This window comes from Arthrobacter sp. UYEF3, assembly GCF_040546245.1.
Classification (GTDB): Bacteria; Actinomycetota; Actinomycetes; order Actinomycetales; family Micrococcaceae; genus Arthrobacter.
Genome location: NZ_JBEPNK010000002.1, coordinates 199,884 through 220,383, shown reverse-complemented (window position 1 = coordinate 220,383; position 20,500 = coordinate 199,884). Strand labels below are relative to the sequence as shown.

Sequence of the window (20,500 nt, the reverse complement as noted above, 5' to 3'; positions counted from 1 at the left end):
GGGGTTTCGACAGGAGCTGGCGTGTCAGAGATAAAGATCCATTCCAAGAGTCCGGGGGATCGTCGACAACGTGGCTGGCTACTTCCAAGATTCCGGACCGTCATCCCGCCGCGACCCGCGCTTGGTTGATGGCCCCTGGAACCAGTCAACCTGCATTGTCAGGATACAGGTGCGCACCAACGGCTCCACCGACGGCGTCGGGGTGCACGGCACGTCTGCCGCTTCCCGATCCGCCTGTCCCTCGGCTAGTGCGTGCCTTTAGCCTTCGCGGCGCACTAAATCGACGTTGCGTTCGCGCTCCGGGGCTGACAGACCCCCGGCTACCGACTGCCCGAGCCAGTATTTCTGGGGTCCTCTACGGAGAGCGCGGCGCGCGCACCGGCTACCAGCACCGGGTCCGTGGCATCCAATTCCTGCGCCCCGCCTCCGGGACCCGCCGGGTGCCGGTCCAGGACCGTGGTCCGCGCGGAAAGGTGCACGGCGGCCACGCCTGCGGCTGCCAGTGCCGGGATGTCCTCTAGCCGCACGCCGCCGCCTGCCATGATCTGCACTCCGTCCGGCGCGAGCCGGACCATGGCCGCCAGGGTGGCGAGCCCTTCGATGCTGCGGACCGCCGCGCCGGAGGTCAGCACCCTGCACACCCCCGTCCCGGCCAGCCGGACAAGCTCCGCCAGAGGGTCTGCCGTGGCATCCAGCGCCCGGTGGAAGGTCACAGGTAGGTCCCCGGCTGCGGCGGTGAAACGTGCCAGCACGTCAAGGTCGATCCGGCCGTCTGCAGTGAGCGCGCCGACCACCACACCGCCCACCCCAGTGCCGGCCAGTGAAGTGATGTCAGCGCACATCGTGCGCGCGTCCTCGTCCGAGTACACGTAGCCGCCGCCCCGGCTGCGCACGAGCACATGAACAAACCCGGCCCGTCCTCCTGCGGCCTCCACAGCCAGCTGTACGGCGCCCATGGACGGCGTCAATCCGCCGGTCCGCAGCGCGGCGCACAACTCAACCCGGGTGGCTCCGCCTTCCAGCGCAATGCGCACTCCGGCGGCATCCTGGACAGCAATCTCCAGATCAGTCATGCGACGGACCTTCTTTCACCTCGGGCAACCCCGGGCCGGCCGGGCACCGTTGCGCTGCCCGCCCGGGCGTTGCCGGCCCCGACATGGAGGAACGGCGGCGGGGATGTCCATTGCCCGGCCCGCATTACGGCACGGACGGTGAGGACCTCGTCGAGGACGACGAGGTCGGCGCGCTTCGCGGGCTCCAACGCGCCGACATCGGCGAGCCCCAGCATGGCGGCGGGGTGCTCCGTGAGGGCGGTGAGTGCTTGTCCGAGGGGCACACCTGCCGCCTCCACGGCGTATCGGAGGGCCGCGTCCAGGGTCAGTGTGCTTCCGGCGATGCTGCCGCTGCCGGCCAGGCGGGCTTGTCCGTCGCGGACGTCAACGTCCAGGCCGCCGAGCCGGTAGCGGCCTTCGGGGGCGTCGGCGGCTGCCATGGCGTCAGTAACGAGAACTGCCCGCGCCGGGCTGTCGAAGATTCTCCGGATCATTGCGGGGTGAAGGTGAACGCCGTCGGCTATCAGTTCAACAAACACATCCTTGTCTTCCAGCAGCGCTGTTGCCGGCCCGGGGTGGCGGTGATGGATGGGCCGCATCCCGTTGAAGACGTGCGTTCCCGCGGTGGCCCCGGCCTGGATGGCAGCCCGGGTTTGCTCGTAGGAGGCATCCGTATGACCGATGGCAGCGACGGCTCCGTGGCTGCAGATCTGCCGGACGGCGTCGAGTCCGCCGGCGAGCTCCGGGGCCAGGGTGACCATGCGCACTGTCCCGGCGCCTGCCTGCAGGAGGTGGGCAATGTCGCCCCGGACCGGGGCACGCAGCAGTTCCGGAGCGTGCGCGCCCTTATGTGATGGGCTCAGCCATGGCCCTTCGAGGTGGATACCGGCCAGGTCCCCGCTGCGGACGTGGGGCGCCAGCCTGCGGATGTGTTGTTCCAGCTGGTTCAGTGGCGCGGTCACGAGGCTTGCCATGATTGTGGTCGTCCCGTGCCGCAGATGGGTCTCCGCGATGCGGCTGGCGGCGTCCGGATCCGGGTCGTCAAAGGACTGCCCGCCGCCGCCGTGGACGTGGGCATCGATGAAGCCCGGCACAAGGGTCATTGCAGTCCTGAAATCGGGATCGCGTGGTGGATTCCCCCTGCCGACGGCGTGGATCTGCGCCTCCGATATTTCAATCCAGCCTGGTTCCAGCCACTCGCCGGCGCTGAAAATGCGTGCTGCTTCGATGATCATAAGGTTGTACTTCCGTTCGTCGGCCCCGGGCGGGCCTGATAGCTGTGGGAGATCCTCCGGCTGGTCAGGCTCGTTGCAGTTTGCTGGCGGCGGCCTCGTCGACGATGACGGTGACGTTCGGGTGGAGTTGAATCAAGGAGGCGGGAAACTGCTCGGTGACCGGCCCTTCGATGGCCCGGGCTGTGGCCTCTGCCTTACGGTGGCCATGGGCAATCAGCAGCAGGTGCCGGGCTTCGAAGATGGTGGCCAGGCCTTGGGTGATGGCGCGTGTGGGAACGTCTTCCAGCGAGTCGAAGAACCGGGCGTTGTCTGCCCGGGTGCTGTCGGCCAGTTCAACGACCCGGGTCCGGGAAGTGAACGCGGACCCGGGTTCGTTGAAGGCCAGATGTCCGTTGGATCCGATCCCGAGGACTTGGAGATCGGCGCCCCCGGCCGAGCGGATGCGGGCTTCAAAGCCGGCTGCCTCGAGGGCGCCGTCCGCCGCCTCTCCGTCCGGTGTGTGGATGAGTGCCGGGGTCAGACCCAGCCGGTCGATGACTTCGCGGCGGATGACCTGGGCGTAGCTGTGTTTGTGTGTGGAGCCCAGTCCGAGGTATTCGTCGAGGGAGAATCCGCGCACCCTGCCCAGATCGAGGTTCTCCGCAGCCAGGGCCTCGTAGAGCGGCATTGGTGATGATCCGGTCGCCAGCCCCAGGACGGCGTCGGGTTTCTCCCTGATCAGGGCGGCAACAATCAGGGCCCCGCTGGCACCGGCCTGGCCCGGGGTGCCGGTCTTGATAATTTTCACGTGGATTTCGTTGTTCCTGTCGTGCAACCGGGTGGCCCGGTTCGGATGGCTTGGAGTGTCTCGGCCTGAGGATTCACTTCACGCCGCCGGCAGTCAGTCCGCCGATCAGGCGCTTTTCGATCAGCATAAAGAGGATCACTACGGGGACGACGGCGACGATGGAGACGCCGAAGACGTACTGCCAGGCGGAGTCGTACTGGCCGACGAATTTGGTCAGCGCGACGGAGAGCGGCTGGTTTCCGGCGGTCTGCAGGATCACGAGGCTGGCCGCGAACTCGTTCCAGCAGGAGACGAAGGTGAAGATGATGGCCGTGACGATGCCCGGCCAGACCAGGGGGAGGTTGATCTTGAACAGGACACTGAATCTGCCGGCTCCATCAATCTGTGCCGCCTCATCGATTTCCTTGGGCACACCGGCGAAGAAGCTGTGCATGATCCATACCGCAAAGGAGAGGTTGAAGGCGGCGTTGATCAGGATCATGGCGAGCCAGGTGTCGGCGATGTTCAGGGCAAGCATTTCCCGAAACAGGCCCGCGGTCAGAACCGCCGGTTGCAGCATCTGCGTCACGATCACGAGGAACATGAAAACCATTTTTCCGGGGAACTTGAATCTGGCGGTGTAATACGCGGCGGGGGTGGCGACCAGCAGGACCAGGAGGGTGGCACAGGAGGCGATGATGATGGTTGAGATCAGGTTTTGCGGCAGCGGTGTCTCCGGCGTTGACCACATGGTGGCGTAGTTGTCGAAGCGGGGCGTGGCAGGGAGGTACTTGGGGGGGACGCTCAGGATCTCCGGGCGACTCTTCAGCGAGCCGACGGCCATGATCACGTAGGGGGAAATGAAGATCAACGCGATGATCAAGCCCGCAACCATGCGCAATGCGACGCGGCGGCCGCTGGCGTGGTCGCTGCCGTAGCGCGTCTTGCGCGGTGCGGTGCGGACGACGGCGGGACCGGTCGGTGTTGTGCCGGCCACCGGCGGGAGCGTCGAATGTGCCATTAGTCCATTTCCTTCATGGGTTTGACGATCTTTATGTAGGCGGCCACGACCACCAGGACAATGGCGAAGTTGACAACGCTCATGGCGCTGGCAACATCCAGCCGCTGGTCGACCTGGATCCACTTGAACATGCGGGTGATAAGGGTGTCGGCGTCGTATCCGGGAAGGGAGCCGGTGATGAGTTTCAGGATCGCGAGGTTGTTGAAGACGTTGATGATATTGATCAGCACTGCCACGGCGAGGCTGTCGCGAAGCTGTGGCAGGACAACACTGAAATAGGTGCGGGCAGGGCTGGCCCCGTCCATTTTTGCGGCCTCGAGTACCTCCCCGGGGACGCCCTGCAGGCCTGCGAGGATTGTGTAGGACGTGAACGGCAGGGAGACGAAAACTGCGGTCAGGATAGCGACGATGAAGGCGGCGGGCATGCTTTTGGTGAAGCCGAAGGGCGCATCGATCAGGTGCAGGTCCACCATGGACTTGTTGATGATGCCGTAGAAGGGGTCTAGGCCGTAGACGAACACCGTAGTGGTCATGACCACGCTGGCCGCCCAGGGCACAATCACAGCCATCCGGACTAAGGTCCGCCCGGGGAAGGGCTTGTTGAGGAACTGTGCCAGCGCCAGGGACAGCAGCACGGTGATGATGACGACCGCGGCAACCCACACCACGGTGTTGCCCAGGACGCGGGGCAGGGACGGGTCGGCAAAGACCTGCGTGAAGTTTTTCAACCCCGCGGGGCCGGTGTCCGTCCCGTAACTGCTGATGGAGCGGAACGCGTTGTAGATCATGTAGGCCGCAGGGAACAGGACGATGCCGACAATCAGCACCAGGCAGGGCGCGATCCAGGGCAGTGCCCTCCAGATGCTGTCCCGGCCACGGCCGGTCTGGGGGCGCCGGGGTGCAGCCTGCCTGGCTGCGGGTACGTCGTGGGTATCGCCTGTGACGGCTGTTTTACTCATGGGAGATTCTCCGGGTGTCAGAGGATGGATCTGCAAGGGGTGGCCGGCGAGTGACATTTTCGTAATACTCACCGGCCACCCCCGGGGCCTAGGAAGCGGCGTCGGCCTTGGTCTGGATGTCCTTCAGCACTGCGGCCGGGTCTGTCCCCTGCGCGATCTGTCCTATCAGCGACTTCACCGCACCCTGCGTCGCGGTCCAGGCCTTGTTGGTGGACGGGTAGAACCTGGCGTTGGGCAGGAGGTCCAGGAACGGTTTTGTATCCGGGTCGGATGCGAGTTTCTCGGCACCGGACTTGGTGGTGGGCAGGAACCCTTCGGCTGCGACCCACTTGGGGTAGACGTCGGTCGAGTAGAAGTAGTCCAGGAACTTCTTGATTGCGTCCTGCTTCTTGCCGTCGTTCTTGAAGGCCATCAGGTGGTCAGCGACGCCGAGGGTGAAAGGCGATCCGTCTTTCGTGGGGATCGGAGCTACACCATATTTCAGTGCGGGGTTCTTTTCCTTGATCTGACCCACAGTCGGCGGCAGCGCCTCGATCATTCCCAGCTGACCCTGAATGAAGACGTTGATCAGCGGGGTCCGGTTGGTAGCTCCGGCGTTGGCCTGGGTGACCTTTTCATCCACGAGTTTCTTCATGAAGTTGGCGCCCTCGAGGTTCTCCGGAGTATTCACCGTGATCTTCTTCGCATCGCCATAGCCGCCGCCGGCCCCGTAGAACCAGATTCCGGTTTCGGCCTGGGCCTCCTCGGCTCCAAGGGGAAGACCATATCCGGGTGTTCCCGTATCCGTGATCTTTTTCGCATCGGCCTCAAGCTCGGCCCAGGTTTTGGGTGGTGCGGAGATTCCTGCTTTTGCGAACAAGTCTTTGTTGTAGAACAGGGCGCGTGCCGAGGCCAGTATCGGGAGGCCGTACTGAGTGCCGTCGATCGAGGCATTCTGCGCAAATTTGTCCTGGAAGTCCTTCGCCGTGGACTCCGACAAAACATCCTTTGCCGGGTACAGGAGCTGGTCCTTGGCGAAGCCCGCGAAAGCATCGATGTTGAGGATGTCCGGGGCCTGTTTTCCCTGAATCTTGGTTTTCACGACATCGTTAATGTTGTCCCAGGACTGGACTTCAAGATTGACCTTGGTGCCTGGGTTTTTGGCCTCGAAGTCCTTGATGATGCCTTCCCAGCGGCCCTTGGTGCCGTCGGCGTAGCTCGGGACCAGAAGGTTGATGGTGCTTTCTCCGGCGCCGGCGTTGCCGCCGGATCCGCCGAATCCGCAGGCGGAGAGCAGCATGCCCGCTGCCGCAATTGAGGCGAGTGCGCCGGTGCGCAAGGACTTCTTCATTGTCTTCCTTTACGTTCAGGGGATGCCATCTGCCTCCGCCGGGGGCCTGCAGCAGATAGCCTGCGCAAGCTTAAGGAGAGGAAGTTTGACGATTCATGATGTTAGCTTCATCAAAAAATGCACTTATAATCATCTTGCCTACCGATTGTCGCGTGATCCAGCTCTCAGGTCAACTCTTTTTTTGAGACTAATTCCTCATCCTGGCAAGCGAATACCGCCCGCCGGGCGCGCTTCGTGGCCGGCAAACAGGCGGCCGCGTCCGCAATCAGGCGCTTTCCGACCGGGACCGGCGTCCAACAACTCGCATAGATCGATAATGATGTTTACATGCATCAAACAATCAGTAATAATCATCTAGTCAGGTGATTCCGAACGGCGGCGCGCCTCGACGTCTTCAGGTCCCTGATGGCCTGCCATCTGACCCCTCACTACTAGGAGCCTGTCCCATGACTGAGCTGCATACTGACCGTTCCCTGCTTGGCACCCATATGGAAGCTGAACTGACGTCCCAGCCCGAAATCTGGGCACGAGCAGCCGAACAGGCCCGTTCCGAGGCCCCGGGCCTGCTGCCCGCCGACGGCCAGAAGATTGCCGTCATAGGATGCGGCACGTCCTGGTTCATGGCGCAGTCCTATGCGTTCCTGCGCGAATCCACCGGCCGTGGCGTAACGGACACGTTCGCGGCCTCCGAGGCCTTCGTCGACCGGGGCTACGACGCGGTGGTGGCGATCACTCGTTCGGGGACCACCACGGAGGTCCTGGAAATACTCCAGAGACTGCAAGGCAGCGTCCCGACGGTGGCCCTCGTTGGTGATACCGGGTCGCCCGTCGCGGATATCGCCGGGTCCGTCATCGGCCTGCCGTATGCGGATGAACGGTCGGTCGTGCAGACCCGGTTCGCCACCTCGGGGCTGGTCTACCTGCAGACCGCGCTCGGCATCGCGGTGGATTCGGCCATTTCCGATGCCAGCGCCGCCGTCCTGGAGCCGGTCGCGCCGGAACTGATGGCTGCCGAACAGTTCACGTTCCTTGGCCGCGGCTGGACCGTCGGCCTGGCCCACGAGGCGGCCCTGAAGATGCGTGAAGCCTCCCAGTCCTGGACCGAATCGTACCCGGCGATGGAATATCGTCATGGCCCTATCGCCATCGCTGCGCCCAACCGCGTCACGTGGCTCTTCGGCGACGAACCTCACGGGCTGGCTGCAGATATCGCGAACACCGGAGGCTTGTATATCCACCGCGACGCAGCACCGCTTGCCGAGCTCGTGCGGGCCCAGAAAGTTGCTTTGGAACGTGCCCGCACCCTCGGTCTGAACCCCGATCAGCCGCGGAACCTGAGCCGCTCCGTCATTCTGGATGCCTAGCCGATGAACGAGCATTGCACACAATCCGGCTCCGCAAGCGGACCGGCTGTGCTGGCTTTCGACGTGGGCGGAACGGATATGAAGGCCGGCATCGTCCTGGCCACGGGCCGGATCATCGGCCTGCGCCGAATGGCCACCCCCAGGGACCCGGTGGACACGGGAGGCGCGTTGATCAAAAAGATCACGGAAGTCGCGTCAGAATACCGGGACCGCTACCCTGGTCATCCTGTCCGCGCTGCCGGGCTGATTGTCCCCGGCCTGGTCGATGAGGCAACGGGCACCGGCATCCTCTCCGCAAACCTGGGCTGGAAAGACTTTCCGTTTGGGGAACGGGCGCAGGTCGCGCTCGGGCTTCCGGTGGCCTTCGGGCATGACGTGGGGTCTGCCGGGGAAGCCGAGTTTAGGTTCGGGGCCGCCCGCGGCGCCTCCAACGCGGTTGTGCTGGTCATCGGGACCGGCATTGCCGGGGCGGTCTTCGTCGATGACCGGCGTCTGACCGGCGGCGGATACGCCGGCGAACTGGGGCATGCCCCGGTGCCGGATCCTGACCGCCCGGGTTCCACTACGATTCTGGAAGCCGTCGGCTCAGCGGGGGCCATCGCATCCCGCTACTGCGCCGCCACCGGAGCCAGCGTCGGCGGAGCGCGGCAGGTTCTTGACCTGGCCGAAGCGGGCGATCCGGAGGCCTCCCGGGTCTGGAACGAGGCGGTCGACGCACTTGCCTTCAGCATCGTCCAGTGCGTATCGATCCTCGGAACCGAGACGGTCGTGATGGGCGGCGGCCTGTCCCAGGCCGGGGAGGCGCTGCTGGCACCCCTGCGGACACGCGTGGAAGACCTGCTGAGCATCCACCGGCGCCCGCGGATCGTCCCCGCCACCCTGGGTCAGGACGCCGGTCTGATCGGCTCCGCACTGAAAGCCCGCGAGCTCCTGAGTTCCATCGAATCCAACATCGAGGCGCCATGACCCCCCCGTCACACCGGCTCATCGTCACAGTCACACCCAACCCGGCAGTGGACATGACCTACCACCTCGACGGCCTCCACCCGGGCCGGACACACCGCGTCTCCCCACCGCTGGAGCGGGCCGGAGGCAAGGGTTTGAATGTCGCCCGGGTGGCGCACCAAATGGGCCACCCCGTTATTGCCGTAGCTCCCGTGGGCGGCGCCGCCGGCGCGGTATTCCGCACGGAGCTGGAGGCCAGCGGCATACCCCACCGGCTCATACCGGTGACAGCGGACACCCGTCGAAGCATAGCTTTCGTCGATTCCGGCCATGATGTCACGAGTATCTTCAACGAGCACGGACCAGCGTTGGGGGCTTTAGGGTGGCAGGCGCTGAACTCCGCGATCGCGGAGACACTGGACGGCCCTGGCAGACTCGGCACCCCGGACTGCGGGGTCCTCGTCGGCTCCGGCAGCCTCCCGGCAGACGCGCCCGATGACTTTTATTCGGAGTTGGTCAGGCTTGCACACAGCCGCGGCGTGCCGGCCGTCATTGACACGTCGGGCCCACAAATGCTGGCCGCAGCGCGGGCCGGAGCGGACCTCCTCAAGCCAAACCTCGAGGAACTGATGGAAGCAACAGGCCAGACCGACCTGTGCCAGGCAGCGCGTCACCTGATGGATCTGGGGGCCCGGATGGTGCTGGTCAGCACCGGTGCTGACGGGATGTCCGCCTTCACGGCCCGGTCCCCCGGCAGCGTGTGGAAAGCGCGGCTGCCCCGGCCGCTGGCGGGCAACCCCACCGGTGCCGGTGATGCAGCGGTCGCCGCCGCTGCTGTGGTCATGGCTTCGGGCCGGCGGGACCCTGAGCAGATTTTGCGCGCGGCAACCGCGTGGTCGGCGGCCGCCGTGCTGATGCCGGCCGCCGGCGAAATTTCGCCGCGTCACACCGAACTGGCGCAGCAACTGATCGTCACTTATGAGGAGAATCCGGCATGACCCTTGTCCCCACAGCAGAACTGATGTCCGCTGCGGCCGCCCGCGGCACCGGGCAGGGCGCCTTCAACGTTATTCATTTGGAAACCGCTGAGGGCTTGATCGCCGGCGCCCAAAGGGCCGGGCTGCCGCTCATCCTGCAGATCTCCGAGAACTGCGCCAGATACCACGGCGGGCTCGAACCCCTGGCGCTGGCCTCGATGGCGCTGGCCAAAAGGGCCAGCGTGCCCGTTTCCCTTCATCTCGATCATGCCGAAGACGAGCAGCTGGCGATGCAGGCCGTTGATCTGGGCTTCGGCTCCATCATGTATGACGGAGCCCACCTGGCCTACGAAGACAACGTTGCGGCTACCGCCCGGGTCACCGATTACGCTCATGCTATGGGCGTGTATGTGGAAGCGGAACTGGGCAAGGTCGGGGGCAAGGACGGCGCGCACGCGCCCGGGGTGCGCACCGACCCGAAGGAAGCCGCCGACTTTGTGGCCGCGACCGGAGTCGACGCCCTCGCTGTCGCCGTCGGTTCCTCCCATGCAATGACTGAACGCAGCGCCACCCTGGATTTGGAGCTGATCGGCCGTCTTCGCGGGAGCCTGGATGTCCCGCTTGTGTTGCACGGTTCCTCCGGCGTTGCCGACCAGGACATCGTCTCCGCAATTTCCGCAGGCATGACCAAAATTAACGTCTCCACCCATCTGAACGGGTTCTTCACCCGCGCCGTGCGCGACTGCCTTAATGCCGATCCGGCCCTGGTCGACCCACGCCGGTATCTCCGGGCTGGCCGTGACGCGTTGGTTCCCGAGTCGGCCAGGCTGCTGACCCTCTTCGCCACTCTGGAGTACGACTCATGAACCGCACCGAGCGCCTGAACTCCATCCTGAACCTGCTGGCCGAAAACGGGCAGGTTGAAGTGGACGACATCGTCGCGACCCTGGCCGTGTCACCGGCCACGGCCCGGCGTGACCTTGACAGCCTGGCCACGCAGAGGCTGTTGACCCGCACCCGCGGCGGTGCGGTCAAGGGCTCCGTGGCCTATGACCTGCCCGGCCGCTACAACCGTGATGACCATTCCCAGCAGAAACAGCTCATCGCCCAGACCGCCAGCAGCCTCATACCGCGTGGCGCCGTCGTTGGGCTCTCCGGCGGCACCACCAATACCGCTATCGCCCAGGTCCTGGCCACCCGGGCGGACCTGAACGTACCATCGAACCGGCCGGCGCTGACCGTGGTGACCAACGCGATCAACATCGCGGCCCAGCTCGCCGTGCGGCCAAATATCAAGATCATGGTTACCGGCGGAATCGTCAACCCCCGCTCGTACGAGCTCGTGGGACCGTTCGCGGATGCGACCCTTCAGAACGTGGCCCTGGACCTGGCCTTCATTGGCGTTAACGGTGCGGACCCAGTCCTGGGTCCCACCGTGAACGACGAAGGCGAAGCCACAGTCAACGCACTCATGGCCCGGCGCGCGTCCGAAGCCTACATGGTCGCGGACTCGTCGAAGATCGGCCAGCGCTCCTTCGCCACCATGAGCGGGGTCGCGTTCCGCAATCTCATCACCGATGCCGGCATCACCCCCGCCGACCGGGAAGCCTTCGAAAGCCACGGCGTCAAAGTCATCATCGCCCGCTGATGCAAGGGGTGGAACAGGATGCGCCTGAAAGGGGCAGCGCCAGTTGCGATCAGAACTTTCCCAGGCATGGAGAGCACGCATGGGCAAGAACGCGAAGCTGGACGCGGCCCGGGCAACGCTGACCAGGCTGACCGACGAGGAAGCCGCCGCCTGCCGCGGTCTGGGCGCAAACACCTAAGGACCGGCGGTCCGCCTTGAGCAGGAGCTGATCCGCTGGGACCGGGCGCCGGAGCGGCTCCTGCCCTAACCTCGGGGGCGTTCTCCGGGCTGAAGTCACAGTCGGTTCCCACGGCCGGTGCGGCATAGAATGACGAAAAAGTACCTCTGAACTGCTGGTCCGGGCCCACCGGTTGGCCGATTATCCTCTCCCGCCGAGGTCGGGGCCGTGCTGCAGTACGACGGCCTGGTCTTGCCTTCCGAGAAAGAGCTGAACTGATGAAATTTGCACGTCTGGGTACACCCGGTTCCGAAATCCCCGCCGTCATGGACGGCGGAAAGTACTACTCCCTCGCGTCCGTGACTGCGGATCTCACCGGGGACTTCTGGTCCTCCGGCGGACCCGCCCGCGCCGCCGCAGCCCTGGCCGCCGGCGAATTGCCCGAGCTGGAGGCCGACGGCCTCCGGATCGGCGCCCCCATCACCAGGCCCTCCTCGGTGTATGGCATCGGCTTGAACTACGCCGGGCACGCCGCCGAGTCCGGCTCCGCTCCCCCCGCCTTTCCCCTCCTCTTCCACAAGGCCCCCAACACCGTGGTGGGGCCCGATGACGCCGTCGCGATTCCCCGCGGGTCCAGCAAAACGGACTGGGAGGTCGAGCTCGGCGTCGTCATCGGTGCGCGCGCTTCCTACCTCTCGTCCCCGTCGGAGGCCATGGACTACATCGCCGGTTTCGTCACCGTCAACGATCTGTCCGAGCGCGACTTCCAGCTCGAAGTGTCCGGCGGCCAATGGTCCAAGGGCAAGAGCTGCGCCGGGTTCTGCCCCACCGGCCCGTATCTGGCCACCCCGGATGAGGTCGACGCCGGCAACCTGCGGCTGCGCAGCTGGGTCAACGGCGAGTCGCGCCAGGACTCGACCACCGGAGACCTGATCTTCGACGTCGCCACCATCATTCACCACCTCAGCCAGTACCTTGTGTTGGAACCGGGGGATCTGATCTGCACCGGCACGCCGGAAGGGGTGGCGATGTCGGGGCGCTTCCCGTACCTGAAGGCCGGCGACGTCCTCGAAATTGAAGTGGAAGGCCTCGGGCGCCAGCGCCAGGAATTTATCCAGGCCTAGGATCCTGGCCTAAGAAAGGGCGCGGTCAGAAGAGCGCGGACTGAAGCTCCCGAAGACCTACAAACTCAAGAGCTAGGAGCACCGCGACCGGGGGGCGGCCTCTCGGTGGCCGCCCCCGACGTTTGGCACGGCTAAGGCAGCCGCCGCTGCCGGAACATCGGAAAGGCCTCGCGCACCCTCGCCACCGTTTCGAGTGTGATGCCCACGGCCCGGACACCGGGTTCAAGGCCAAGGTCAGCTTCAACGAACCCCATGGGATCAACCAGAACGCTGCGGCCCACGGAGACCGGTGGGGCCTGGCACACGCCCGCCACGTAGACGCTGTTCTCGATGGCGCGCGCAGTATTCAACGCCAGCCATTGCTCGGTCTTGTGGGTTCCCGGCACCCACGACGAGCAGACCAGCAGCACCTGGGCCCCGGCGTCGACCAGGGACCTAGCAAGTTCCGGGAAGCGAAGGTCGTAGCAGGTCATGAGGCCGAAGCGCATTCCTTCTGATTCGAACACCACCGGGTTGGTGGAAGGACCTGGCTTGATGAACTGCGACTCGCCAAACCCCTGAGCGTCGAAGAGGTGGATCTTCCGGTACTCGGCGAGCCGGTCCCCGTCCGGCGCGAAGGCTACCAGGGTGTTGTACGCCTTGCCCGGCTCCTCCGACGTTTCCACGACCCCCGCCACCAGCGTGATGCGGTGGCGGGCGGCGGTGGACGCGAGCTCCCTGCAGATGGGGCCGTCCAGCGGTTCGGCGGCTTCGGGGAAGGAGGCGTCCATGACTTTCTTTTCGTACGTTGCGTACTCCGGGAAGGCAACCAGGGTGGCGCCGTCGCGGGCAGCCGTTGCAGTAAAGCTGTCGATGGCGGCAAGATTGGCACCAATGTCGGTTCCCGACTCCAGCTGCCCGAGCGCTATCCTCATATCTGCTCCTTCCGGCCCGTTAGCTTCGTTGCAGGACAGCCCGCAGCCTCAGACGGCCGCCTCGACTGTCGCCTTCTCCGTGGTTGTCATTTCCGGCGGCGCCGCCCTGAAGCCGCGTGTGATCAGGGCCAGGACCACAATGCCCAACGCCAGCCATGACAGTCCCAGCGTAATCGCGTTGCTGTCCAGCTGGGAGAGCAGGTAGGCGCAGACGATAGCGCCGACCGCCGGGACCGCCACGTAGGACACGGTGTTCAGGCGGTTCCCGGCACGGCGCTGGCGCACGTAGTGGAAGACCACAGAGACGTTGACCAAGGTAAAGGCGGTGAAGGCACCGAAGTTGATGAACGACGTCGACGTAGCGACGTCCAGGAAGATCGCGATCAGGCCGACGGCGCCGGTGATGACGAGGTTCACGATGGGCGTGTGGAACTTCGCGCTCAGCCGGCCGAAGACCGCCTTGGGCAGCACGGAGTCACGGCCCATGGCGTACATCAGGCGGGAAGCGCTGGCCTGCGCGGCGAGGCCGGAGGCGAACTGAGCCACCACCAGGCCGGCCAGGAAGACCGCTCCGAACAGCTGACCACCGATCTGCAACGCGATGGAGCTGGCCGCGGAGGCCGAGTCCTCGAACACGCCGCCGGGGTGGACGAGCTGCGTCACGTAGGACACTGCGACGAAGATGCCGCCGCCGATCAGCGCGATGAGCATAATGGCGCGGGGCATGTTCTTACGGGGATCGACGGTTTCCTCGGTGAGCGTGGTGACGGCGTCAAAACCGAGGAACGAGTACGCGGCGATGGCGGCACCCGCCGAGATGGTGGCGAAGCTGGAGGTGTCGTTGAAGAACGGCTGGGTGCTGGCCAGACCGGCTGCGCCGGAGGTGGAGACCACGTTGCCGATGGCCAGCGCCACGAAGAACACGATCACCAGCAGCTGGAACGCCATCAGCACGAAGTTGGCCTTGTCCGCCACCTTGATGCCAAGGATGTTCAGGGCCGTGGTGATGAGGATGAAGCCCACGATCCAGCCACCGATGGGAATCTCGGGGAACTGCGCACTCAGGTAGGAGCCGCCGATCAGCCAGATCACCATGGGCAGGAAGAGGTAGTCCAGCAGGATGGCCCAGCCCACCAGGAAGCCCACCCGGGGATCGATGGACCGCCGGACGTAGGTGTAGGCGGACCCGGCCACCGGGTGGGCGATGGCCATCCGGCCGTAGCTGTGGGCCGTGAACAGCATGGCCACCATCGCCACCAGGTAGGCCGACGGCGTCGCCCCGCCCGTGGCTTCGGCGATGAGGCCGAAGATGGCCAGGACGATCAGCGGGGTGAGGTACGCCAGACCGAACAGCACCAGCGAGGGCAGCTTCAGCGTGCGGGTCAGGGTAGGTTGTGTTGTCACGAAGGCTTCCTTAGGAATTAAAGGACTGGGGCGTCCAAGTGACCGGATTGATCCGGCCCTGATAAACGGGCAGTTCGACGGCGGCCTCGCCGTCCCGGAATTGGGACCAGGGTCGGTTGAGGTTCTCGGTGCCGTAGGTTCTGACGTGCTCGACGGCGGCAAGGTCCAGTTCCGCGGCGAGCAGCACCGGGGCGTCGTCGGCGGCCTCGGCCAGGGTGTTGCCCTCGGGGTCCACGATGATGCTCAGGCCTTTGCCGGTGGGACCGGCGCAGTTGACGCTGACCACGAAGACCTGGTTCACGATGGCGTTGGACTTCGCGAGCACCAGCTCCTGCCGGCGGTCCGGCGTCGTGGTCTTGACGACGTTGAGGATGACCTCGGCACCCATCCAGGCAAGCTGGCGTGATACCTCGGGGAACCACGCGTCGTAGCAGATGTTCAGGCCCACCCTCCCGATGCCGGCCAGGTCCACTGTGGTGAACCTGTCGCCGGGGTCATAGGGCTCGAACGGGCGCCACGGGAAAACCTTCCGGTAGTAGCCGGCAAGCTCTCCCTCTGGGGATAGGACCAACTGGGTGTTGAACAGCTGCCCCTCCGGGCCGCGCTCGCACACGCTGCCCGGGACCAGCCAGATGCCAAGGTCCGCAGCGAGCTCCATGAGCTCCTTGACCCGGGGGCCATCCAGCGGCTCGGCAGAGTCCTGGAGCACTTCCGTGCGCTGCTGGTCGGGGTTGGAATCCCCGAACAAATGCAGCTCCGGATAGACAATCAACCTGCTATGCGGCTGGACGGCGAGAGCTGCTTTGACCTCTTCCGCGAAAGCCGAGACGGGTTCACCGATCAGCCGGGGCCGGGCTTGCGCTGCGATGAGAGGAAGGGTGCGTTGCATGGTTATCTCCGCGTTGGGGGGTGTGATCTGAACTATATTAGATCAGAATGATCAAATTATGGGAAGAGGTTGGGATGGGCCGTAAAGTAGCGGATATGACCCGTCAGTTAGAGGACACGGCCGACCCTTCGCCCATCGGCGCGGGCCGGCTGGCCGGAATCGACCGCCGAAGTGCCATCGACGCCGTCCGGCTGCGGATCGGCATGGCGATTTCGCTGGGACTTCTAAAACCCGGCGAGCGCCTGCCCGACCAGGAGGACGTGGCTTTGGGTCTTTCGGTCAGCCCGATCACTGCCCGCCGCGCGCTGGCGAGTCTGGCGGAACAGGGCGTGGTGGTCCGCCGCCGCGGACGGGGCGGCGGAACCTTCGTTGCCGACGAGCCCCCGCGCAGCATACTGGTCGAACTCTCGGCGTCTCCCGCCGAATCCCGGGCGGTGAACCGGCTGGTAGACCGGCGGCTGCTCTTCGAATGCGCTGTGACGCACTACGCGGCGCTCAACGCCACGGCTGAACAGTTGGCTGAGCTCGATAGGCTGACCCACGACATGGCCGATTCCACGGACTGGTCCGACTATCACCAGGCAGACGACCAGTTCCACCAACTGGTGGGCACCGCGTCGGGGCTGGGTACTGCGGTGGAGGCGTACAACCAGACCCTGACAGAGCTTTACGCCTACTTCATCCCCTACCCGATTGAGTTGCTGCACAAATCAAACTGCGACCACATCGCCCTCGTGGCAGCCCTGCGCGCCGGCGACGGTAAGGAAGCAGTGGAGATCTCCCGCAAGCACGTGGACGTGCTGCACAGGACGATGTTTATGGGCCTTACGGACGGCGGACCCGCTTCCACCTGAGGCAACGGCCGCATCCAAATCAAGCGCCGCCGTCGTGCTCCCGAGCCCACGCCGGTCTCAGAGTGCTGCTGACGGCGGTGCTCACCATTGCGGTGGCGTTGACCGGCGGGATTATCCGGGCCCGGAGGCAGCGCGGAACCCTGGGTGCCGCAGAGCCTGCGGCACCCACGGAGTCCCCGGCACTGCCCGGTCACTTCGAGTCCGAGCAGGCGATCGAACTCCAGCAGCAGGACCCCCGAGTCTTCGCTGGCATTGGTGACCAAGGCGCTGGAAATGCGCCGGCTGCTGTGGAAGACGGAAGTCTTCGGCCGGAACGACGGCGGCATCTGGCGCGTCGAGGCCGGGGACCTGCTGTTATGCGAGCGAAGCGCAGACTTCTTTGTCGCCGTCGCGATGGGAGCTGAACCGGTACCACTGCCGGCGGGAACAGTGCTGCTGAGTGCCGCGCCGCTCGCCGAGGACGGCTGGCTGCAGCCGAATAACGCCGCCTGGGTGCTGCGGGTCTGAGCGTGCTGCCCATCGCGCTAAACCTCCTCGCACTGTGACATGCAGCGCGAAGGGCGCGTCCGCCAAAAAGCCGGACGCGCCCTTCCTGCACATGGAATCTGATAGCTGATCCCGGAGACCCGATTCAGTCGATCAGCACAGACTCCTTAACGCCATCCGACGCTTCGATAACCGGTGCAACCTTCCCGGGACGGTGGTGCCACCAGTTCGCCACCGCAAGCACCGCCACGAGTCCGAATGTGCTCAACAGCTGCGGGCGGGAATCCTCGCCGATGAAGCCCACAGTGAAGATCGCCGCGAGGATGAGGAGGCCAAAGCCCGTGAGCCAGGGGAAGCCGGGCATCCGCAGGGGAAGCTCCGTTCCCTCGCGGTCTGCTCGCAGGCGCAGTGCGAGCTGGGCAAGGAGCGCGGACGTCCACACCAGCAGGCAGGTCGAGCCCACAATATTGAGCAGGACGGGAAGGACCTTTTCGGGGAAAGCCAGCTCCAGCACCACCGTGACAACGCCGAAGGCGACGCTGGCCAGGACCGCGACCACCGGGACCCGGGCCTTGGACACGGAGGCAAGCAGGCGCGGCGCTTCGCCGCGCTCGGCCAGGGAGAACGCCATCCGGGACGCCCCGTAGAGGTTGGCGTTCAGGGCCGAGAGGAGCGCTGCGACGGCTACCAGGGTGATGGCGGTGGCCGCGCCGGGCATACCGGCCGCGTCCAGCACGGCGGCGAACGGGCTCTTCAGCCCGGCCGAACCCACGGGAACCACCGCCGCGATCACGAAGATGGCACCGATGTAGAACACCAGGATGCGCCACAGCACAGTCTTGACTGCTTTCCGCACGCTGCGGGCCGGCTCCGCAGTCTCCGCTGCCGCAACCGACACAATCTCGGTGCCGCCGAACGCGAACGCCACCACGAAGAGTGCCGAGGCAATCCCGGCGAAGCCACTGGGTGCGAATCCGGCACCGGTGAAGTTGGTAAGCCCCGGCGACTGCACGCCCGGCAGCCAGCCGAACAGCAAGGCCGCGCCCACCAGCAGGAACCCGACGATCGCCGCCACTTTCAGCAGCGCGAACCAGAACTCGAACTCGCCGAAGTTCTTCACACTGGTCAGGTTCACGGCGGTGAGCAGCACGATGAACACAAAGGCCATCAGCCACACCGGCAGCGCCGGGAAGATGGTGGCCAGCAGACCCGCCGCACCCAGCGCCTCAGCTGCGATGACCACCACGAGCTGGATCCACCACAGCCAGCCCACCGTGGCACCGGCCACCGGCCCGTACGCCTTGGCCGTGTAGACGGAGAAGGCACCGCTGTCCGGGTTGGCCGCGGCCATCTCGCCGAGCGCCCACATCACCAGGATGATGAGCGTGCCGGCCACGAGGTAGGAGATCAGCACGGCCGGGCCGGCCGCCTGGATGCCCGCGCCGGAACCGATGAACAGGCCTGCGCCGATGGCACTGCCCAGCCCCATCATCGTCAGCTGGCGGGGTTTCAGGGCCGCGCCGAGGGCGCGGTTAGACGTCGTTGTCTGGTGTTCCATGGGGATTCCTCTAGTTGAAGTGGAACGGATTGGGATGAAGAGGTCAGGCTGTGTGGGCCGCCAGGACACGGAGCACACGGTTGTTGGAGGCGGGGTCGGCCACGGTGATCCGCACGCCGTCGCCCTGGTACGCCCGGACCAGGATGCCGGCATGGTCGAACGCGTCCACCAGCCTGGCCCGAAGCTCGTCATCGGTACGGATCCACAGGAAATTGCCCTGGCTCGCCGGTACCCGCCAGCCCAAGGCTTCCAGCTGCGTGGCCATCCGGGCCCGCTCCCCCGTAACGGCGGCCACCCGCGCTGCCATCTCCTCCCCGGCATCCAGCGACACGATGGCCGCCTGCTGGGCCAGGGCGCTCACGGCGAAGGGAAGCGCGGTCCGGCGCAGCCCCTCGGCGATGACGGGCGCGGCCACGGCGTAGCCCACGCGCAGGCCGGCGAGTCCGTAGGCCTTGGAGAACGTGCGCAGGATGCAGACGTTCGGATACCGGCGGTAGAGCGCCAGCGAATCGGGGCCGCTGCCCGCCTCGGCGTATTCCACGTAGGCCTCGTCGATCACCACCAGGATGTCGGAACGGACGGAGCGCAGGAAGGCCTCGATGCGATCGTGGCTGATCGGCACGCCTGTCGGATTGTTGGGGGTACAGAGCAGAATGACCCTGGTGCGTTCGGTGACGGCCGCGGCCATGGCATCGAGGTCATGCCCCTCGGCGTCGTCCAGCGGGATGCGGACCGGCCGTGCGCCTGCCAGCTCCACCAGGACGGGGTAGGCCTCAAAGGAGCGCCACGCGAAAATCACTTCGGTCCCGGCGTCGCACAGTCCGGTGATGATCTGCTGGAGGACGCCCACACTGCCGGGCCCCACCGCCACCTCCGCCGCGGTGACGCCCAGGTGCCGGGCGATCCGTTCGCGGAGTTCGACGGCGGCGCTGTCCGGGTAGCGGTTCATCCTGCCGGCCGCTTCGGCCACCGCAGCGGCGGCGGCGGGCAGCGGCTCGTAATGGCTTTCGTTGCTGGCGAGTGCTGCAATGTCCGCACCGGCGCTGCGCCGGCCCGGAACGTAGGACGGAAGTCCGGCCACCGCGGCCCGGAGGGCGGGCAGCGCAGTATCCGGCAGAGCAGAGCCGGGTGCGGTCAGGAGTTGATCACTGGTCATGGGGTCTGATCATGGAAGTGATCGAGCCCACATGGCAAGATAGCCTCTGGCCCTTGGGACTTCTGCTCAACTTCTACTGTCTGTGGTGAAAATATGACCATCGCTAACCCTCGCACCCTAGATTCCCTCGACGGCAGGATCATCCTGGCCCTCGACCAGGATCCCGAAGCCAGCGCCCTGGCACTCTCACGGACACTCGGCGTCGCCCGCAACACGGTCCACGCCCGGCTGGCACGGCTGGAGCGCAGCGGCGCCCTCCGCTCCTTCAGCCGCAGGCTGGACCCCGCCGCGCTTGGCTACGAGCTGATGGCCTTCCTCTCCCTGTCGATCAGCCAGACGCGCGCGGGTTCGGTGGAAGACGGGCTCGCCGCGATCCCGGAGGTCATCGAAGTGCACGCCACCACCGGGGACGCGGACCTCATGGCAAAGGTGGTGGCACGCGGCACCGCCGACCTCTACCGCATCACCAACCAAATCCTGCAAATCGAGGGGATCCAACGAACCAGCACGGCCATTTCCGTGCTGGAACTCATGCCACCCCGCTACGACGGCCTCCTGAGCCGGCTCACGGAACTGGAATCCCGCCCGGCGAACTGAACGGTGGTGACGTGCGCCACGAGTGAGCAAATTGTCAGTTTCGACACTATCTACTGCCAGAAAT

20 protein-coding genes are annotated in these 20,500 nt (G+C 65.6%); 9 read left to right on the top strand and 11 right to left on the bottom strand.

Annotation, left to right across the window (positions count from 1 at the left end):
- Positions 1-320: 320 nt before the first annotated feature.
- The 6 genes from ABIB14_RS02475 to ABIB14_RS02450 all read right to left on the bottom strand — a co-directional run bounded on the left by ABIB14_RS02475 (position 321) and on the right by ABIB14_RS02450 (position 6,363).
- Entirely contained in the window at positions 321-1,073 is a 753-nt protein-coding gene (locus ABIB14_RS02475; protein WP_354233816.1) for a copper homeostasis protein CutC, read from the bottom strand.
- Complete coding sequence (gene nagA, locus ABIB14_RS02470) at positions 1,070-2,287, bottom strand: N-acetylglucosamine-6-phosphate deacetylase (protein WP_354233815.1); 1,218 nt, start codon at positions 2,285-2,287, stop codon at positions 1,070-1,072. Before nagA ends, ABIB14_RS02475 begins: the two co-directional genes overlap by 4 nt.
- A gap of 64 nt (positions 2,288-2,351) precedes the next feature.
- Entirely contained in the window at positions 2,352-3,074 is a 723-nt protein-coding gene (locus tag ABIB14_RS02465) for a glucosamine-6-phosphate deaminase (protein WP_354233814.1), read from the bottom strand.
- Between the two features lie 73 nt (positions 3,075-3,147).
- The gene (locus tag ABIB14_RS02460; protein WP_354233812.1) at positions 3,148-4,074 is read right to left on the bottom strand and encodes a carbohydrate ABC transporter permease; all 927 of its coding nucleotides are present in this window, start codon (positions 4,072-4,074) and stop codon (positions 3,148-3,150) included.
- Complete coding sequence (locus tag ABIB14_RS02455) at positions 4,074-5,033, bottom strand: carbohydrate ABC transporter permease (protein WP_354233810.1); 960 nt, start codon at positions 5,031-5,033, stop codon at positions 4,074-4,076. The genes ABIB14_RS02460 and ABIB14_RS02455 overlap by 1 nt, the downstream gene beginning before the upstream one ends.
- Positions 5,034-5,121: 88 nt before the next feature.
- Positions 5,122-6,363, bottom strand: a complete 1,242-nt coding sequence (locus ABIB14_RS02450) for an extracellular solute-binding protein (protein WP_354233808.1) — start codon at positions 6,361-6,363, stop codon at positions 5,122-5,124.
- A 446-nt stretch (positions 6,364-6,809) separates the two neighbouring features.
- On the opposite strand from ABIB14_RS02450, the gene ABIB14_RS02445 reads away from it, so the two are divergent.
- The 6 genes from ABIB14_RS02445 (at position 6,810) to ABIB14_RS02420 (ending at position 12,578) form a co-directional block, all read left to right on the top strand.
- Positions 6,810-7,727: an SIS domain-containing protein gene (locus tag ABIB14_RS02445; RefSeq protein ID WP_354233806.1), complete on the top strand. Its 918-nt coding sequence runs from the start codon at positions 6,810-6,812 to the stop codon at positions 7,725-7,727.
- A gap of 48 nt (positions 7,728-7,775) precedes the next feature.
- A complete protein-coding gene (locus ABIB14_RS02440) occupies positions 7,776-8,693 on the top strand; it encodes an ROK family protein (protein ID WP_354233804.1) in 918 nt (305 codons plus the stop codon).
- Positions 8,690-9,670, top strand: a complete 981-nt coding sequence (locus tag ABIB14_RS02435; protein WP_354233802.1) for a 1-phosphofructokinase family hexose kinase — start codon at positions 8,690-8,692, stop codon at positions 9,668-9,670. The genes ABIB14_RS02440 and ABIB14_RS02435 overlap by 4 nt, the downstream gene beginning before the upstream one ends.
- Positions 9,667-10,515 carry a class II fructose-bisphosphate aldolase gene (locus ABIB14_RS02430; RefSeq protein WP_354233801.1) on the top strand — a complete coding sequence of 283 codons (849 nt, stop codon included), beginning with the start codon at positions 9,667-9,669 and terminating at the stop codon, positions 10,513-10,515. The genes ABIB14_RS02435 and ABIB14_RS02430 overlap by 4 nt, the downstream gene beginning before the upstream one ends.
- On the top strand, positions 10,512-11,297 hold the full coding sequence (locus ABIB14_RS02425) for a DeoR/GlpR family DNA-binding transcription regulator (protein ID WP_354233800.1): 786 nt from the start codon (positions 10,512-10,514) through the stop codon (positions 11,295-11,297). Before ABIB14_RS02430 ends, ABIB14_RS02425 begins: the two co-directional genes overlap by 4 nt.
- A gap of 435 nt (positions 11,298-11,732) precedes the next feature.
- Positions 11,733-12,578 carry a fumarylacetoacetate hydrolase family protein gene (locus ABIB14_RS02420; RefSeq protein ID WP_354233799.1) on the top strand — a complete coding sequence of 282 codons (846 nt, stop codon included), beginning with the start codon at positions 11,733-11,735 and terminating at the stop codon, positions 12,576-12,578.
- Positions 12,579-12,709: 131 nt separating this feature from the next.
- Here the strand turns inward: ABIB14_RS02420 and ABIB14_RS02415 are convergent, their stop codons facing one another.
- Genes ABIB14_RS02415 through ABIB14_RS02405 form a run of 3 tightly spaced genes read right to left on the bottom strand, consistent with a single transcriptional unit; the run spans position 12,710 to position 15,785 of the window.
- Complete coding sequence (locus ABIB14_RS02415; RefSeq protein ID WP_354233798.1) at positions 12,710-13,492, bottom strand: carbon-nitrogen hydrolase family protein; 783 nt, start codon at positions 13,490-13,492, stop codon at positions 12,710-12,712.
- Between the two features lie 48 nt (positions 13,493-13,540).
- On the bottom strand, positions 13,541-14,896 hold the full coding sequence (locus ABIB14_RS02410; protein WP_354233797.1) for an APC family permease: 1,356 nt from the start codon (positions 14,894-14,896) through the stop codon (positions 13,541-13,543).
- A 10-nt stretch (positions 14,897-14,906) separates the two neighbouring features.
- Entirely contained in the window at positions 14,907-15,785 is an 879-nt protein-coding gene (locus ABIB14_RS02405) for a carbon-nitrogen hydrolase family protein (RefSeq protein WP_354233796.1), read from the bottom strand.
- 95 nt (positions 15,786-15,880) lie between these two features.
- Here ABIB14_RS02405 and ABIB14_RS02400 point away from each other — a divergent pair, with 95 nt between their 5' ends.
- Complete coding sequence (locus ABIB14_RS02400) at positions 15,881-16,639, top strand: FadR/GntR family transcriptional regulator (protein ID WP_354233794.1); 759 nt, start codon at positions 15,881-15,883, stop codon at positions 16,637-16,639.
- 255 nt (positions 16,640-16,894) lie between these two features.
- The gene (locus ABIB14_RS02395; RefSeq protein WP_354233793.1) at positions 16,895-17,146 is read left to right on the top strand and encodes a hypothetical protein; all 252 of its coding nucleotides are present in this window, start codon (positions 16,895-16,897) and stop codon (positions 17,144-17,146) included.
- 124 nt (positions 17,147-17,270) lie between these two features.
- Here the strand turns inward: ABIB14_RS02395 and ABIB14_RS02390 are convergent, their stop codons facing one another.
- The gene (locus ABIB14_RS02390) at positions 17,271-18,683 is read right to left on the bottom strand and encodes an amino acid permease (protein WP_354233792.1); all 1,413 of its coding nucleotides are present in this window, start codon (positions 18,681-18,683) and stop codon (positions 17,271-17,273) included.
- A 43-nt stretch (positions 18,684-18,726) separates the two neighbouring features.
- Positions 18,727-19,839 carry a histidinol-phosphate transaminase gene (gene hisC, locus ABIB14_RS02385; protein WP_354233790.1) on the bottom strand — a complete coding sequence of 371 codons (1,113 nt, stop codon included), beginning with the start codon at positions 19,837-19,839 and terminating at the stop codon, positions 18,727-18,729.
- A 93-nt stretch (positions 19,840-19,932) separates the two neighbouring features.
- Here hisC and ABIB14_RS02380 point away from each other — a divergent pair, with 93 nt between their 5' ends.
- Positions 19,933-20,436 carry an Lrp/AsnC family transcriptional regulator gene (locus ABIB14_RS02380; protein ID WP_354233788.1) on the top strand — a complete coding sequence of 168 codons (504 nt, stop codon included), beginning with the start codon at positions 19,933-19,935 and terminating at the stop codon, positions 20,434-20,436.
- The last annotated feature ends 64 nt before the right edge of the window (positions 20,437-20,500 follow it).

Excerpts from the sequence above, each read along its gene's own strand:
- ABIB14_RS02380 (WP_354233788.1), top strand. The coding sequence starts at position 19,933 with ATGACCATCGCTAACCCTCGCACCCTAGATTCCCTCGACGGCAGGATC.
- ABIB14_RS02455 (WP_354233810.1), bottom strand. The coding sequence starts at position 5,033 with ATGAGTAAAACAGCCGTCACAGGCGATACCCACGACGTACCCGCAGCC.
- ABIB14_RS02445 (WP_354233806.1), top strand. The coding sequence starts at position 6,810 with ATGACTGAGCTGCATACTGACCGTTCCCTGCTTGGCACCCATATGGAA.
- nagA (WP_354233815.1), bottom strand. The coding sequence starts at position 2,287 with ATGATCATCGAAGCAGCACGCATTTTCAGCGCCGGCGAGTGGCTGGAA.
- ABIB14_RS02425 (WP_354233800.1), top strand. The coding sequence starts at position 10,512 with ATGAACCGCACCGAGCGCCTGAACTCCATCCTGAACCTGCTGGCCGAA.
- ABIB14_RS02430 (WP_354233801.1), top strand. The coding sequence starts at position 9,667 with ATGACCCTTGTCCCCACAGCAGAACTGATGTCCGCTGCGGCCGCCCGC.
- ABIB14_RS02450 (WP_354233808.1), bottom strand. The coding sequence starts at position 6,363 with ATGAAGAAGTCCTTGCGCACCGGCGCACTCGCCTCAATTGCGGCAGCG.
- ABIB14_RS02415 (WP_354233798.1), bottom strand. The coding sequence starts at position 13,492 with ATGAGGATAGCGCTCGGGCAGCTGGAGTCGGGAACCGACATTGGTGCC.
- ABIB14_RS02390 (WP_354233792.1), bottom strand. The coding sequence starts at position 18,683 with ATGGAACACCAGACAACGACGTCTAACCGCGCCCTCGGCGCGGCCCTG.
- hisC (WP_354233790.1), bottom strand. The coding sequence starts at position 19,839 with ATGACCAGTGATCAACTCCTGACCGCACCCGGCTCTGCTCTGCCGGAT.
- ABIB14_RS02475 (WP_354233816.1), bottom strand. The coding sequence starts at position 1,073 with ATGACTGATCTGGAGATTGCTGTCCAGGATGCCGCCGGAGTGCGCATT.
- ABIB14_RS02405 (WP_354233796.1), bottom strand. The coding sequence starts at position 15,785 with ATGCAACGCACCCTTCCTCTCATCGCAGCGCAAGCCCGGCCCCGGCTG.
- ABIB14_RS02400 (WP_354233794.1), top strand. The coding sequence starts at position 15,881 with ATGACCCGTCAGTTAGAGGACACGGCCGACCCTTCGCCCATCGGCGCG.
- ABIB14_RS02460 (WP_354233812.1), bottom strand. The coding sequence starts at position 4,074 with ATGGCACATTCGACGCTCCCGCCGGTGGCCGGCACAACACCGACCGGT.
- ABIB14_RS02420 (WP_354233799.1), top strand. The coding sequence starts at position 11,733 with ATGAAATTTGCACGTCTGGGTACACCCGGTTCCGAAATCCCCGCCGTC.
- ABIB14_RS02435 (WP_354233802.1), top strand. The coding sequence starts at position 8,690 with ATGACCCCCCCGTCACACCGGCTCATCGTCACAGTCACACCCAACCCG.